Source organism: Saccharothrix luteola (assembly GCF_020859565.1).
Taxonomy (GTDB): domain Bacteria; phylum Actinomycetota; class Actinomycetes; order Mycobacteriales; family Pseudonocardiaceae; genus Actinosynnema; species Actinosynnema luteola.
This window is the reverse complement of the sequence record NZ_JAJHUO010000030.1, coordinates 47,752-62,229: the sequence shown is the minus strand read 5'-3', so window position 1 is coordinate 62,229 and position 14,478 is coordinate 47,752. Positions and strand designations below refer to the sequence as shown.

General features: G+C 72.1%; 13 protein-coding genes. 9 read left to right on the top strand and 4 right to left on the bottom strand.

The window, feature by feature from the left end:
• The first annotated feature begins 31 nt into the window (after window positions 1-31).
• From LNK82_RS35610 to LNK82_RS35595, 4 genes are all read left to right on the top strand, one after another.
• Window positions 32-805 carry an SGNH/GDSL hydrolase family protein gene (locus LNK82_RS35610; protein ID WP_230571330.1) on the top strand — a complete coding sequence of 258 codons (774 nt, stop codon included), beginning with the start codon at window positions 32-34 and terminating at the stop codon, window positions 803-805.
• 94 nt (window positions 806-899) lie between these two features.
• Window positions 900-1,694, top strand: a complete 795-nt coding sequence (locus LNK82_RS35605; protein ID WP_230571329.1) for a HipA family kinase — start codon at window positions 900-902, stop codon at window positions 1,692-1,694.
• Window positions 1,678-2,067, top strand: a complete 390-nt coding sequence (locus LNK82_RS35600) for a DUF3037 domain-containing protein (RefSeq protein ID WP_230571328.1) — start codon at window positions 1,678-1,680, stop codon at window positions 2,065-2,067. Before LNK82_RS35605 ends, LNK82_RS35600 begins: the two co-directional genes overlap by 17 nt.
• Before the next feature lie 153 nt (window positions 2,068-2,220).
• Window positions 2,221-3,324 carry an LCP family protein gene (locus LNK82_RS35595; RefSeq protein ID WP_230571327.1) on the top strand — a complete coding sequence of 368 codons (1,104 nt, stop codon included), beginning with the start codon at window positions 2,221-2,223 and terminating at the stop codon, window positions 3,322-3,324.
• 233 nt (window positions 3,325-3,557) lie between these two features.
• On the opposite strand, the gene LNK82_RS35590 is transcribed toward LNK82_RS35595, so the two are convergent.
• Window positions 3,558-4,763, bottom strand: coding sequence for an MFS transporter (locus LNK82_RS35590; RefSeq protein WP_230571326.1), 1,206 nt, complete (start codon window positions 4,761-4,763; stop codon window positions 3,558-3,560).
• Between the two features lie 37 nt (window positions 4,764-4,800).
• Here LNK82_RS35590 and LNK82_RS35585 point away from each other — a divergent pair, with 37 nt between their 5' ends.
• Entirely contained in the window at window positions 4,801-5,529 is a 729-nt protein-coding gene (locus tag LNK82_RS35585; RefSeq protein WP_230571325.1) for a TetR/AcrR family transcriptional regulator, read from the top strand.
• 9 nt (window positions 5,530-5,538) lie between these two features.
• Here LNK82_RS35585 and LNK82_RS35580 read toward each other — a convergent pair whose 3' ends face one another.
• Window positions 5,539-5,676 carry a hypothetical protein gene (locus tag LNK82_RS35580; RefSeq protein WP_230571324.1) on the bottom strand — a complete coding sequence of 46 codons (138 nt, stop codon included), beginning with the start codon at window positions 5,674-5,676 and terminating at the stop codon, window positions 5,539-5,541.
• Between the two features lie 194 nt (window positions 5,677-5,870).
• On the opposite strand from LNK82_RS35580, the gene LNK82_RS35575 reads away from it, so the two are divergent.
• Genes LNK82_RS35575 through LNK82_RS35565 form a run of 3 tightly spaced genes read left to right on the top strand, consistent with a single transcriptional unit; the run spans window position 5,871 to window position 9,867 of the window.
• On the top strand, window positions 5,871-6,638 hold the full coding sequence (locus LNK82_RS35575; protein WP_230571323.1) for a 3-hydroxybutyrate dehydrogenase: 768 nt from the start codon (window positions 5,871-5,873) through the stop codon (window positions 6,636-6,638).
• Between the two features lie 39 nt (window positions 6,639-6,677).
• Window positions 6,678-8,015 (top strand): MFS transporter, encoded by a 1,338-nt coding sequence (locus LNK82_RS35570; protein ID WP_230571322.1) that lies wholly within the window; start codon window positions 6,678-6,680, stop codon window positions 8,013-8,015.
• A gap of 4 nt (window positions 8,016-8,019) precedes the next feature.
• Window positions 8,020-9,867, top strand: a complete 1,848-nt coding sequence (locus tag LNK82_RS35565; RefSeq protein ID WP_230571321.1) for a helix-turn-helix domain-containing protein — start codon at window positions 8,020-8,022, stop codon at window positions 9,865-9,867.
• Window positions 9,868-9,966: 99 nt separating this feature from the next.
• On the opposite strand, the gene LNK82_RS35560 is transcribed toward LNK82_RS35565, so the two are convergent.
• Window positions 9,967-11,274 carry a tannase/feruloyl esterase family alpha/beta hydrolase gene (locus LNK82_RS35560; RefSeq protein WP_372470731.1) on the bottom strand — a complete coding sequence of 436 codons (1,308 nt, stop codon included), beginning with the start codon at window positions 11,272-11,274 and terminating at the stop codon, window positions 9,967-9,969.
• A 395-nt stretch (window positions 11,275-11,669) separates the two neighbouring features.
• On the opposite strand from LNK82_RS35560, the gene LNK82_RS35555 reads away from it, so the two are divergent.
• Complete coding sequence (locus tag LNK82_RS35555; RefSeq protein WP_230571320.1) at window positions 11,670-11,936, top strand: hypothetical protein; 267 nt, start codon at window positions 11,670-11,672, stop codon at window positions 11,934-11,936.
• A gap of 155 nt (window positions 11,937-12,091) precedes the next feature.
• On the opposite strand, the gene secA2 is transcribed toward LNK82_RS35555, so the two are convergent.
• Window positions 12,092-14,410 (bottom strand): accessory Sec system translocase SecA2, encoded by a 2,319-nt coding sequence (gene secA2 / locus LNK82_RS35550; protein ID WP_230571319.1) that lies wholly within the window; start codon window positions 14,408-14,410, stop codon window positions 12,092-12,094.
• Window positions 14,411-14,478 lie beyond the last annotated feature (68 nt).

The following is a 14,478-nucleotide window of genomic DNA, read 5'->3' as shown; positions in this document are numbered from 1 at the left end:
CGCGACTGTCCACAGTGGTAGGCACCGGTGCATGAAGATGCTCGCTCTCGCGCTGCTGATGGCCATCACACCCGCACCGGTCGCGCCGGAGCTCGTCGCGTTGGGTGACTCCTACGCGGCGGGCCTCGGCGCGGGCGACGAGGCGCCGGACGACTGCCGCCAGAGCCCGCACGCGTACCCGAACCTGTGGGCGAAGCGCAACGGCGCGACGCTCGTGTTCGCCGCGTGCTCGGGCGCCAAGACCGACGAGGTGACCAGGCAGGCGGAGCGGATCACGCCGAACGCCACGCTCGTCACCATCACGGTGGGCGGCAACGACGCCGGGTTCAGCGACGTCATGACGACGTGCACGTTGCGCGGCGACGAGGAGTGCGTGCGGCGGGTCGACGTGGCCGAGGGGTTCATCCGCGACGAGCTGCCCGGCCAGTTGGACGCGCTGTACGGCGCGGTGGCCGACCGGAGGTCCGCGTCGGCCGAGGTCGTGGTGCTGGGCTACCCGCGGTTGTTCTCGCACGAGACGTGGTGCCTGATGAGCGGGCCGAAGCGGGCGGCGGTGAACCGGGCCGCGGACGTGCTGGCCGAGGTGACCGGCGACCGGGCGAAGGCGGCCGGGTTCGAGTACGCGGACGTGCGGGAGGCGTTCGACGACCACGGCGTGTGCGCCGACGAGCCGTGGCTGAACGGCCTGGTCCTGGTGCCGGTCGACCGCTCCTACCACCCGAACCGCGCGGGCCAGGAATCCGGCTACCTCCCCGCCCTGACCGCCGCCACCGCCCGCGCGGACACTCCCACCACCGCTGCCTGACCGGGGCCACCACGAGCCGCCGCCCCGCGAGGTCGCGTCGATCGACTTCCAGGCGACCTCGCCGCCGTCAGCGGAGCAGCGGCAAACTAGCACCGTGACCCACTCGAACGGGCTGCGCACGGTCGCGGCCACCCGCTACGTCACGCCCTTCCGGGAGGGCGGCTCCCTCCCGGGCCTGGTCGAGGCCGACGACCTGGGCATGTACGTGCTCAAGTTCCGCGGCGCGGGCCAGGGCGTGAAAGCGCTCGTCGCCGAGATCGTGGTCGGCGAGCTGGCCCGCCGCCTCGACTTCCGGGTGCCCGAGATCGTGCTGGTCGACCTGGACCCCGAGCTGGGCCGGGCCGAGCCGGACCAGGAGGTGCAGGAGCTGCTCAAGGCCAGCGGCGGGCTCAACCTGGGGTTGGACTACCTGCCCGGCTCGTTCGACTACAACCCGCTCGTGCGCGAGCCGTCCCCGGAGACCGCGACCCGGCTGCTGTGGCTGGACGCCCTCACGCTCAACGTCGACCGCAGCTGGCGCAACCCGAACACGCTGCTCTGGCACCGCGAGCTGTGGCTGATCGACCACGGCGCGTCGCTGTACTTCCACCACTCGTGGCGGCCGGAGAGGTTCCCGGCGGCCACCTACCGGTTCGACGCGGCCGACCACCTGATGCTGCCGTTCGCGGGCGACCTGGCCGAGGTGGACGCCGAGCTGACCGCCCGCGTCACGCCCGAGCTGGTGCGCGAGGTGCTGGCGCTCGTGCCCGACGCGTGGCTCGCGCAGGACGAGGCGTTCGGCACACCGGCCGCCGTGCGCGAGGCGTACGAGTCGTTCTTCACCGCCCGCCTGGCCGCGCCGCGCGCGTGGGTCGACGCACTGGAGGCCGCACGTGCCGCACGTGTTTGAGTACGCGCTGCTGCGCGCCGTGCCGAGGCAGGAGCGCGGCGAGTTCGTCAACGTCGGCGTGCTCGTCTACTGCAAGGACCTGGACTTCCTCGGCGCCCGCGTGCACGTCGACGAGCGCCGGGTGCTGGCGCTGGACCCGTTCCTCGACGTGGAGGTGTTGCGCGCCACCCTGGAGCACCTCGGCCTGTCGTGCGACGGCGTGCCGACGGCGGGTCCGGTGTCGCGCACCTCCGCTGGTCAGCGCTTCCGCTGGCTGACCGCGCCGCGCAGCACCATCGTCCAGACCTCGCCCGCGCACACCGGCCTGACCGACGACCCGGAGGCCGAGCTGGACCGCCTGCTGGCCGCGCTCGTGCTGCCGCCCGACCGGTAGTGCCACGACCGACAACCTGCACCGCGATGAACCCGTCCGAGCGTCGGAACACGGGGCGAAGGCTGCCGGTCGTGGCACTAAGGTGGGCAACCTCTTGCCGCGCACCGCGTCTTTAGGTGCGAGCAGTGACCGACACACGGACGGGGTCGCTTGATGAGCGCCGGATACCAGCAGGGCGGGTATCAGCAAGGCGGATACCGACAGGGCGGGCAACCGCGGCAGCGCAGGCCGCAGGGCCCGCCGCAGGGCGCGTACGGGCAGCAGGCCGCGTACCAGCAGGCCGGACGACGTCCGGCACCCAAGCGCCGCAAGCCGAGGATCGGGCGGATCATCGGGGTCGTCCTGGTGCTGCTGCTGGCGCTCGGCGTCGGCATGTGGTTCTACGTCGACGGTTCGCTGCGCCGCATCGACGCGCTGACCGACTACGAGGGCAGGCCCGCCGACACGCCGGGCACCAACTGGCTGCTCGTCGGGTCGGACGCGCGCGACGACCTGACCGAGGAGCAGAAGGCCACGCTCTCCACCGGTGACGCGGGCGGTCGGCGCACGGACACCATCATGCTGCTGCACATCCCGGAGGGCTCCGGGAAGTCCACTTTGGTGAGTGTCCCTCGCGACTCCTATGTGGACATCCCGGGCAACGGCAAGAACAAGATCAACGCGGCGTTCGCGTTCGGCGGGCCGTCGCTGCTGGTGCAGACCGTGGAGGGCGCCACGGGCATCCACGTCGACCACTACATGGAGATCGGCTTCGGCGGTTTCGCCGGGATCGTGGACGCGGTCGGCGGCGTGGACATGTGCATCGAGGAGCCGATGCGGGACCCGTTGGCGGGTCTGGACCTCCAGCCGGGCTGCCAGGAACTCGACGGTGCGCAGGCGCTGGGCTTCGTCCGCTCGCGGGCGTTCGCCACGGCCGACCTGCAGCGGGTGGAGAACCAGCGCAAGTTCCTCGCCGCGCTGACGGACAAGGCGACGAGCTTCGGCACGCTGGCCAACCCGTTCAGGGCGTTCCCGCTGCTGTTCGCCGGCACGGACTCGATCTCGGTGAACTCCGACGACCACCTGCACCACCTCGCGGGCATGGCGTTCGCCATGGGCGGGGGAGTGGACACGGTGACCGTGCCGGTGGGCGGCACGCCGACCGTGCCGGGCGCGGGCTCGGTCGTGCAGTGGGACCGGGACAACGCGCTGCGCCTGTTCGGCGCGCTGGAGAAGGACGAGCCGGTCCCCGCCGACCTGCTGCCGCAACCGAAGTAGCTCCACCGACGGGCCGCCGGGCACCCGCACCCGCGGGCCGCACCCCGGGGCGGGCCGCGGGGCCCCCCCCCCCGGCGCCCCGTCCGCGTTCCTGGGCCTCGACCACCGGTCCACCAGCACGCGCGCGACCGGCCGCGCGACCAGTGGGAACGCCGCCACGACCGCGACCAGCACACCCACCTCGGTCGCGCTCAACCCGATGGCGACGGGTCCGGTCGGAGACCGGTCCTCGATCAGCGGGGTTCGGTCACCGGGACGTCCGGCACACCGAGCAGGCGCACGGCCCTGGGCACCACGACCGCGCCGGCGAGGATCATCCCGGCGGCGACCACGCACGCCACCCACCAGTGCGCGCCGTCGTACAGGAACCCCGCCACCAGGCTGCCGATCAGCGCGCCCACCAGGCACGCCGCCTCGTACACGCCCATGGCGCGCCCCACCTGGCCGTCGGCCGCCTCGGCGATCACGGCCTGCTGCACCGGCATCACGGCCGCCCACGCCAACCCGCTGAGCACCCACAGCCCCGCGATCACGTAAGGGTTCGGCGCCCACGCGAGGCTGACCGCGAACGCGCAACTGGCCACCGACGCGCACACCAGCACCAACCGCCTGCCGAACCGCAGCACGTACCGGTGCAGGTACTCGGCGGCGGCGCTCATCGCGATCGCGCCGGGCAGGAACACGAACGCCACCTCCTGCAACTCCAGGTCGAACCCGCGTTGCAGGTGCAGGAGCAGCAACAACCCGACGGCCGCCTCCGCCGCCATGGTCATCACCACGGCGAACAGCATCGGCCGCAACCGCTTGCCCACCGCGCCCAGCCCGGCCGCCACCACGCCCTGGCCACCGCGATCCCGCCGCCCCGGCGCGACGAGCAGGAACACCGCCGCCGCCACGCACGCCGCCGCGCACGCCCAGAACAGCCCCGCGTACCCGACCGAGCCGACGAACGCCATGCCCGCCACGAACGCCACCCACGAGCCCGTCTCCTGCGCGGCGAGCAGGCGCGGGAACACCGCGGTGTCCTCGGCCAGCCGTTCGCTGACGATCGCGCGCACGGCGACCCACAGCAGCGCGCCGCCCGCGCCACCGACCGCCGCCGCGCCGTACGCGAGCGGTGCGCTCTGGGCCACCGCGTACCCGGCGCACGACAGCGCGTAGAGCAGCGCGCCGATCGCGGCGGTGTGCCGTCGGTCCCACCGGTCCGCCAGCACGCCCGCCAGCGGCCGCACGAGGACCGACAAGGCCATCTCCACCGCCATCAGCACGCCGACCTCGGTCGCGCTCAGCCCGATGGCCGCGCCCGCCCACAGCGGCAGCACGAAGTCGATCAGCTCGGTCGGCCCGTTGGCCAGCGTCGCCGCCGCCAACGTCCGCCGTTCGCGTTCCATCCCCCGGTCCGCGGTGTCGTCCACGTCGTCCCCCAAAACTTCGAACACCGTTCGTACAACTCCGAACGGTATACTGAGTTTCACCATGGACGCAAAGGACGACGCGCAGCGGCGAGTGCTGGAACTGCTGTGGAAGGACGCCCGCCGCCCCGCCCGCGGCCCTCGGCGCGGCCTGACGATGGACCGGATCGTGGCCGCCGCGATCCGGATCGCGGAGACCGAGGGTCTGGCCGCGCTGTCCATGCGCCGGGTGGCCGTCGAGCTGGGCGTCGGCACGGCCTCGCTCTACACCTACCTGCCGGGCAAGGCGGAGCTGGAAGCCCTGATGGCGGACTCGATCGGGGCCGACGACCCGCTGCCGGACGACTGGCCGGGCGACTGGCGCGCCAAGCTGGAGGCGTGGGCGCGCAACGACCACGAGGGCTACCGCAAGCACCCCTGGGTGCTGCACCTGGTCACGACGGTGGCCGCGCCCGGACCGGGCCTGCTGCAGTGGATGGACTCGGCGCTGCGCGTGCTGGAGGGCACCGGCCTGAGCGAGGCGGAGAAGATGGCGGTGGTCGAGTCGGTCGACGCCTACGTGCGCGGTCAGGCCAGGCTGGGCCTCGACACGCCGGAGCCGAGCGCCGACGAGATGCGCGACCGCGACGCCGTGCTCGCCGAGCTGGTCGACTTCGAGCCGTACCCGGCGCTGGTCGCGGCCGTGCGGGCGGGCGTCTCGCCGTACGCGGGCGACCAGTTCGAGTTCGGGCTGCGGCTGCTGCTGGACGGCGTCGAAGCCCTCATCGCCTCGAAGAGGGCTCCGACGTCCTGAACGTCCTGGTCAGGCCTTGTCCGGGGTCGGCTCCTCGGCCTGCTCCGCGGCGGGCTCGGCGGTCTGGACCGCCTCTGCGGCCTCGCTGGCGAGGATGATCCCCTCGAACTCGCGCAGCAGGTCGTCGTAGATCGGCGTAAGTGACACTTCGTAACCCCCAAGACGTCGTTCGTCCCCCGAACGGGCCAAAGCAGCCTACATACGGAGGCTGCTCGCTTCATGGCGTATGTGACATCCGGATCATTTCCCCGCTAACTGTCGGCTAAACACATGCGTCGCCGGAAGGTTGTGGGCCTCGGTCACATGTCCGGTGCACCGCAGGTCACCTAGCGTTTCGGGCCATGACGAGTGTTCCCGGTCACAGCGACGACCTGTCCGGTCGAACCGCCCTGGTCACCGGCGCCGGCAGCGGCATCGGACGGGCCTGCGCGGTCGCCCTCGCCCGAGCCGGGGCGAAGGTGCACCTCGTCGACCGCGACGGCGACTCGGTCGCCGACGCGGCCCGCGAGACCGGCGGCACCGAGCACGTGGTCGACCTCGCCGTCGACGACCCCGCGCGTGACCTCCCCACGGAGGTCGACATCCTGGTCAACAACGCGGGCCTGCAGCACGTCGCGCCGATCCACGAGTTCCCGCCCGACCGGTTCGCGCTGTTGCAGCGGGTCATGGTCACCGCGCCGTTCCTGCTCGCCCGGCACGTCCTGCCGCACATGTACCAGCGCGGCTGGGGCCGGGTGGTCAACATCTCCAGCGTGCACGGCACCAGGGCCAGCGCGTTCAAGTCCGCCTACGTCACCGCCAAGCACGGCCTGGAAGGGCTGAGCAAGGTCATCGCGCTGGAAGGCGCGCCGCACGGCGTGACCAGCAACTGCGTCAGCCCCGGCTACGTGCGCACGCCGCTGGTGGAGAACCAGGTCGCCGACCAGGCCCGGGCGCACGGCATCGAACCCGAGCAGGTGCTCGCCGACGTGATGCTCACCCGGCACGCCATCAAGCAGCTCATCGAACCGGCCGAGGTGGCCTCCGTCGTGCTGTGGCTGTGCGGCGCGCACTCCGGTCACGTCACCGGCTCGTCGTTCACGATCGACGGCGGCTGGACCGCCCAGTAGCCCCCGTTCACCCCCCTCCCCAACGAAGTGGTGACCGACATGACGAACGCCGCCCCACCGCAGCCGAAGAAGTCCTTCGCCAAGGTGGTCATAGCCAGCCTCATCGGCACGACCATCGAGTGGTACGACTTCTTCCTCTACGGCTCCGCCGCCGCCCTGGTGTTCAACAAGCTGTTCTTCCCGCAGAGCGACCCGCTGGTGGGCACCATGCTCGCCTTCCTCACCTACGCGATCGGCTTCCTGGCCCGTCCGCTCGGCGGCCTGGTGTTCGGCCACTTCGGCGACAAGCTCGGCCGCAAGAAGCTGCTCGTGCTGAGTCTGGTGCTGATGGGCGGCGCGACGTTCGCCATGGGCCTGCTGCCCACCTACGCCGCGATCGGCGTGGCCGCGCCGCTGCTGCTGACGTTGCTGCGGTTGGTCCAGGGCTTCGCGCTGGGCGGCGAGTGGGGCGGCGCGGTGCTCATCGTGTCCGAGCACGGCAGCGCGGAACGGCGTGGGTTCTGGGCGTCCTGGCCGCAGGCGGGCGTGCCGATGGGCAACCTGCTGGCCACCGCCGTGCTCGCGGTGCTGGCCGCCGTGCAGACCGACGAGGCGTTCCTGTCGTGGGGCTGGCGGGTGCCGTTCCTGCTGTCCGGCGTGCTCGTCCTGATCGGGCTGTGGATCAGGCTCAGCGTGTCGGAGTCGCCGGTGTTCCTCGAAGCCCAGAAGAAGGTCGAGGAGGGCAAGCTCAAGGAGAAGCCGCCGATCGTGGCCGTCGTGCGCGACCACTGGCGCGAGGTGCTGATCGCGATGGGCGCCCGCATGGCGGAGAACGTGTCGTACTACGTGATCACCGCGTTCATCCTGGTCTACATCACGTCGGAGCTCGGGATGCCGCGCTCGGCGGGGTTGAACGCGGTGCTGATCGCGTCGTTCGTGCACCTGGTCACGATCCCGATGTGGGGCGCGCTGTCGGACCGGATCGGCCGCCGCACCACGTACCTGATCGGCGCGGTCGGCATCGGGTTGTGGATGTTCGTGTTCTTCGCGTTGCTGGACACCAAGTCGTTCTTCCCGATGACGCTGGCCGTCACCGTCGGACTGTTCCTGCACGGCGCGATGTACGGCCCGCAGGCCGCGTTCTTCTCGGAGCTGTTCGGCACGAAGGTGCGCTACTCCGGCGCGTCCATCGGCTACCAGCTCGCGTCGATCGGGGCGGGCGCCGTGGCGCCGCTCATCGCGACCGCCCTGCTCGCCGCCTACGACAGCTCGTTCCCGATCGTGCTGTACGTGATCGGCATGTGCGTGCTGACCGTGATCGCCGTGGTGGTGGCGAAGGAGACGAAGGGCAGCTCCCTGAACCGGACCGACGCTGACCAAGCCTCAGTGCGAGCATGACGGTATGAGCGAGGCGGACGCGGTGGAGCACTTGTTGGAGTTGCTCGACCTGCTCGCGACCGACGCGGGCAGCGAGCGGCTGGCGGCGGTGCTCCCCGCGGCCCGCGCGGCGGGTGTGCCGGACCACCAGCTGGACCACATCGCCCGCGCCACGGAGTGGGCGTTGCGGATCCGTCGCACGCTCACCGCGCACCGCCGGCGTGAGGCCGAGCTGGAAGCGCTGTTCGACACCGCGAACGACCTGGCCGGCGTGCGCGACCCGGACGCCGTGCTGCGGTCGATCGTGCGGCGCGCCCGGCTGCTGCTCGGCGCCGACATCGCCTACCTGAGCATGAACGAACCGGGCCGCGGCACCTACATGCGAGTGACCGACGGCTCGATCTCCGCGCTGTTCCAACAGGTCCGGCTCGGCATGGGCGAAGGGCTCGGCGGGCTGGTGGCGCAGACCGCGCGGCCCTACGTGACCGCCGACTACTTCGCCGACGACCGGTTCAACCACACCGGCCCGATCGACGCCGCCGTGCGCGACGAGGGCCTGGTCGCGATCCTGGGCGTGCCGCTCCAGCTCGACCGCCGGGTCATCGGCGTGCTCTACGCGGCCAACCGCTCGCCGCGCCAGTTCCCGCCCGACGAGGTGGCGCTGCTGTCCTCGCTGGCCGACCACGCCGCCATCGCGCTGGACACCGCGCACCTGCTGGAGGAGACCAAGGCCGCGGGCGAGACGATCCGCGCGCACAACGACGCCATGCGCCGCGCCGAGGACGCCCACGACCGGCTCACCGACCTGGTGCTGCGCGGCGCGGACGTGCCCGAGGTGGCCGCCGCCGTGGCCAAGGTGCTCGACGGCGGGATCGTGGTGCACGACAACGACGGCGTCGAGCTGGCCCGCATCGGCACCACCCGCGCGCTCACGCCCCGTGCGGCGGTCAACGCCTCCCGCGCCAGCGGCCGGGCCATCCCGCAGGACGGCACGTGGGTGTGCGCCGTGCTGGCGGGCCGCGAGCTGCTGGGCGGCATCACGCTCACCGACCGCCCGGACCTCGGCGACGCCGACCGCAGGCTGTTCGAACGCGCGGGCGTCGTCACCGCCCTGCTGCTCCTGCTGCGCCGCACGGTCGCCGAGGCGGAGAACAAGGTGCGCGGCGAGCTGATCACCGACCTGCTGACGGCCGCGGTGGACTCGGTCGCGCTGCGCGCCCGCGCCCGCCGGGTCGGTGTCGAGCTGGCCGCCGACCACGTGGTGCTGGTCGCGGACGGCCCGCGTGACCGGCTCCTCGCCGCCGCCGCGCACCACGCCTCGTCGTGCCGCGGCCTGGCGGGCGTGCACGGTGAGCACGTGGTGCTGGTGCTGCCCGGCGCGGACCTGGCGTGCGCGGCGGACGACGCGGCACGGGTGCTCGGCAAGGCGGTCGGCCTACCGGTGACCGTCGGCTCCGGCGGTCCGGCGCACGGCCCGGAAGGCGTGGCCGCCGCGCACGCCGAGGCCGTGCGGTGCCTGAAGGCGTTGCTGCAGCTGGGGCGCAAGGGCACCGGCGGCACGCTCGCGGACCTCGGTTTCGTCGGCGTGCTGCTGGGCGACCGGGCGGACATCGCCGGGTACGTCCGCTCCACCCTCGGCCCCCTGCTGGACTACGACTCCAGCCGCGGCACCGAACTGGTCCGCACGGTGACCGCGTACTTCGCGTGCGGCGCGAACCTCAGCCGCGCCAAGGACGAGCTGCACGTCCACGTGAACACGGTGGTGCAGCGGCTGGACCGGGTGGCGAGCCTGCTGGGCGACGACTGGCAGTCGCCGGACCGGTTGCTCGAAGTCCAGTTGGCGCTCAAGCTCATGAAGGTGCTGGGCTCGTGAGGCGTGCCGGCACGACCGGGCGGCCTCGGGTCTGAAGACGCAGGGGTGTCCCGCCGCTCGGCTGCCCCCAGTGCGCGCCGAGCGGCGGGACGGTCCAGGTCACGCCAGAGCGCACTCCGTAGCGTTCACGGTCGCCGGGCGGGCGACCGTGGTCGACGCGGGCGGTCGGGTGCCCGACAGCCACCCCTCCAGCGCGGCGAACGCCGACCGGTGGCACGGCGTCAACGGCCGCAGCCGGTCCGGGAACGCGTCGAACAGCGAGTCCACGTGCGTGCCACCCTCGATCCGGTAGTAGCGGAACAGCGCGCTCCGGCCCGCCTGGCGCACCATGTCCGCGTAGACGTCCGAGTCGCGGGAGATCGGCAGCAGCACGTCCAACGTCCCGTGCAGGGTGAGCAGCGGCTTGCCGATCCTGCCGGTCAACGCGATCCGCTCGACGGCGCGCTGCGCCTGCGGCCGTGAGGCGTAGTCGTAGTCCGCGTCGCACAGCGGCGTGCCGGGCGCGCAGAACGGCGTGCCGGCCTCCGCGTCACCGTCCCAGGCGGGGTCCAGCTCCTCGCGGTAGATGCGCTGGGTCAGGTCCCAGTAGTACTGGTGGTGGAACTGCCACAGGAACTCCGACTCGGCCGGGAACCCGGCGGCCACCACCGCCGCCTTGTCGCCGGTGGCGTAGCCCTTGAGCGCGGGCGGCAGGAAGGTCAGCAGGTTCGGGCCCTTGGCGGTCCACAGCGTGCCCTCCCAGTCCACGCCGCCGTCGTACAGCTCGGGGCGGTTCTCCAGCTGCCACCGCACCAGGTAGCCGCCGTTGGAGATGCCGGTGGCCAGGGTCCGCGACGGCGGTCGGCAGTACCGCTGCGCCACCACGGCCTTCGCCGCCCGGGTCAGCTGCGTGACCCGGTGGTTCCACTCGGCGATCGCGTCGCCCGGCCGCCTGCCGTCCCGGTGGAAGGCCACGCCGGTGTTGCCCTTGTCGGTCGACGCGAACGCGTACCCGCGGGCCAGCACGAAGTCGCTGATCGCGCGGTCGTTGGCGTACTGCTCGCGCACGCCGGGTGAGCCCGCCACGACGAGGCCGCCGTTCCAGCGGGCGGGCAGCCGGATCACGAACTGCGAGTCGTGCGCCCAGCCGTGGTTGGTGTTGCCGGTCGAGGAGTCGGGGAAGTAGCCGTCCACCTGCGTGCCCGGCACGGGCGTCGGCGCCGGCAGGCCCGCCGGGGTCAGCCCGGCCCAGTCGGCGGGATCGGTGCGGCCACCGGCGGTGGACAGGTCGGCGAGGTGGGTCAGTTCCTGGTGCTCGGCACCGGGAACGCGCAGGGGCCCGCACCCGTCGGCGGACGCGGGGACGGCCTGCGCCGTCGTCGCGAGGAGCGCTGCGATCAGTGGAACGACGATGTTCACCCGAGGCACCGTAAGACGGGCGGCCGGGCCGCGAAATGGGTCCGGACCCCATGGCCGGCGGGGCGGATGTGGTGTGCGGAGCCATCGGCGACACACCTGCGAGTGACCCTCGCACCGGGGGCTGGCACGACGCCGCGTCACCAAGGGCGGTAATCGGAGTTTTCACTGGCACAGGTGACGTCGATCGGCGCTTAACCAGGCTGTAACAGGCTGCCACGACCGTTCGAAGGGCCCTGTCCTGGACGTCCCCGCGTGCACGGCGTGGCCGATCGCCCGGCGGTGGAACCTTGAGTACCACGATCGGTGCGTTTCCGGGGCTCTGGCGGGGGTAGCTGAGTTGACCCAGCGAAGTTCGCACTGCCAGGTGATTTACGTTCACCCGGCGTGAGGTGTCTGCTTCCGGGGTGACTGAGCAACGGCGCTCTACGCGCACTGACCAGGAGTGGGACCTGATCCGGCGCATCCAGAACCTGGCCCACCGTGCCGAACGCACCGCGTTCGACCACTCGAACCTCGTCGGTCCGCCACCGTCCCAGCAGCACCTGGACATCCTGGCGGAGATCCGCGTCCTCACCGAGCAGGCGGTGGCGCAGCGGATGCCGAGACCGGCCAAGCTGCCCCGACAGGCGACGCCGGTCGCGGACGAGAAGGTCTCCGCGCCCGTTCGCTGAGCGCCGTGGGGGGGGGGGGGCGGGCGCGCCCCCCCCCCCCCGCGGCCCCGCGGCCCCGACTGGCCCCGCGGGTGGCGGCCGATCCGTTCCCCGCGCCCGTTCGCTGAGCGCCGTGCGCGGGCCGGGCCTGACTCCCGGCCCGCGCACGGATGCGGTCAGCGGCGCCGGACCAGCTTGACCAGGCCCTTGAACGTCTCCTCCAGGCCGGAGGAGAACGGGTTGTCGTTGACCAGGTAGGTCCAGGTGGTGTTCGGGCGCTGCACGCCCGCCTCGGCGAGGTGCGCGCCGTCGGCGTCGATCTCCACCTTGGCGAAGGTCTCCTCCGCCTCGTCCCACGCGTCCGGGATGATCTTGTGGTAGGCCGGGATCGCCTCCCGGTGGAACTCGTCGAGCGGGTTCTGCCGCGCCAGCGCCCGCAGGTGGATGCCCTCGCGCAGGTCGGTCAGGAACGTCAGGTGGTCGCTCCACCGCTGGTCGAGGTGGTGCAGCGCGATCAGCCGAGCCGCGGTCACCTTGACCTCGTCGTCCAGGTCCTTGATCTCGTGGGCCTTGTCCGGCTTGCGCTCGGACAGCTCCGTCCACGCCAGGTCGGTGCGCAGCAGCTTGTCCCGGTACTCCAGCAGCAGCTGGCGCTGGTGCTCGATCAGCTTGTTGTACCGCCAGGTGTTGCGGTGGATCTCCAGGTGCACACCCTCGGCGACGCGCTGCGCGTGCTCCACGGTGTGCAGCGTGCCGGAGTCGGTGACGCGGCCGTCGTCGTCGACCTCGGCCGGTTCGTCGTGGTCGGGCACGTACTGCGTGACCAGGTCGTCCTGCAACGAGGAGAAGAACACCGACCCGCCGGGGTCGCCCTGGCGGCCCGCGCGACCGCGCAGCTGGTCGTCCAGCCGGCTGCTGGAGTGGCGGCCGGTGCCGATCACGTAGAGGCCGCCGAGCTCGGCGATGCGCTCCCGGTCGGTCGAGTCGTGCCCGCCCAGCCGGATGTCCGTGCCGCGGCCCGCCATCTGGGTCGACACGGTGATCCGCTGGTACGAGCCCGCGTCGGCGATGATCGCGGCTTCCTCGGCGTCGTTCTTCGCGTTGAGGACCACGCACTCCAGGCCCGCTTCGCCGAGCTTGCGCGACAGTCGCTCGGACTCGGCCACGTCCAGCGTGCCGACCAGGATCGGGCGGCCCGTCTCGTGGACCTCCTTGATCTCGGCGACGACGGCCGCTTCCTTCTGCTCCAGCGTCAGGTACAGCCGGGGCGCCTCGTCCTCCCGGATCGTCTCCACGTTCGGCGGGATGACCAGGACTTCCAGCTGGTAGAAGTCGCGCAGCTGCTCCGCGACGGCCACCGCGGTGCCGGTCATGCCGCAGACCGTCGGGTAGCGGCTGAGCAGCGCCTGGACGGTGATCGAGTCCAGCACCTCGCCCGCGTCCGTGGTGGCCACGTTCTCCTTGGCCTCGACCGCCGCCTGGAGGCCGTCGGGCCAGCGCTGGAGCTTCGCGATCCGGCCGCGGGTGTCGTTGATCAGGTGCACCTTGCCGTCGCGGACGATGTAGTCCACGTCGCGGTGCAGCAGGACCTGCGCGTGCAGGGCCACGTTGACCTTGCTCAGCGTGGTCGAGACGTGCTCGTCGGAGTACAGGTCGATGCCGCCGAGCGCCCGTTCGACCAGCTCGCTGCCCGCGCCGGTGAGGTAGACGTTGCGCTCTTCGTCGTCGATCTCGAAGTGCAGGTCGCGGCGCAGCCGCTTGACCAGGTCGGCCAGCGCCGGGTCGACCGCCGGGCCCGCCGTGGAGCCCGCCAGGACCAGCGGCACGCGCGCCTCGTCCACCAGCACCGAGTCCGCCTCGTCGACGAGGGCGACCCGCGGCTTGGGCACGATCAGGTTGCCCTCGTCGGTGGCCAGCCGGTCGCGCAGCACGTCGAAGCCGATCTCCGAGACCGAGGCATACATGACCTCGGCCTGGTAGGCGGCGCGGCGCTCCTCGGGCTTGGAGCTCTGGTTGATCCAGCCGACCTTCACGCCCATGAGGTCGTAGAGCGGACCCATCCACTCGGCGTCGCGCTGGGCGAGGTAGTCGTTGACCGAGACCACGTGCACCTGGTCGCCGCGCAGCGCGAAGCCGGCCGCGGCGATGGCGCCGGAGAGCGTCTTGCCCTCACCGGTGGCCATCTCGACCACGTGGCCCTCCAGGAGGCCGAGCGCGCCGAGGATCTGCACGTCGAACGGGCGCAGGCCGAGCGCGCGGTCGGCGGCCTCGCGGCCGAGCGCGCACACCTCCACCAGCTCGGGGCGGCCGAAGTCCGACTTGTCGCGCAGCGCGGCGGCCGCGGCGGTCAGTTCCTCGTCGCTGAGCTTCTTCACGCGTTCGGCCTGCTCGTTGACCTCGTCGAGCAGCTTCCGGTAGGGCGTGAGGTCGGCGGAGCCGGGCTTCTGCGCGAACCGACGCATCCGCTGCTTGAACCGTCCCAGGAGAGTGGTCACGGCACGGCAACGTACGGCAAGCGCACAACGTTCCGCACGTCACCCGGTTGACAGTTCACTCGTCGGAC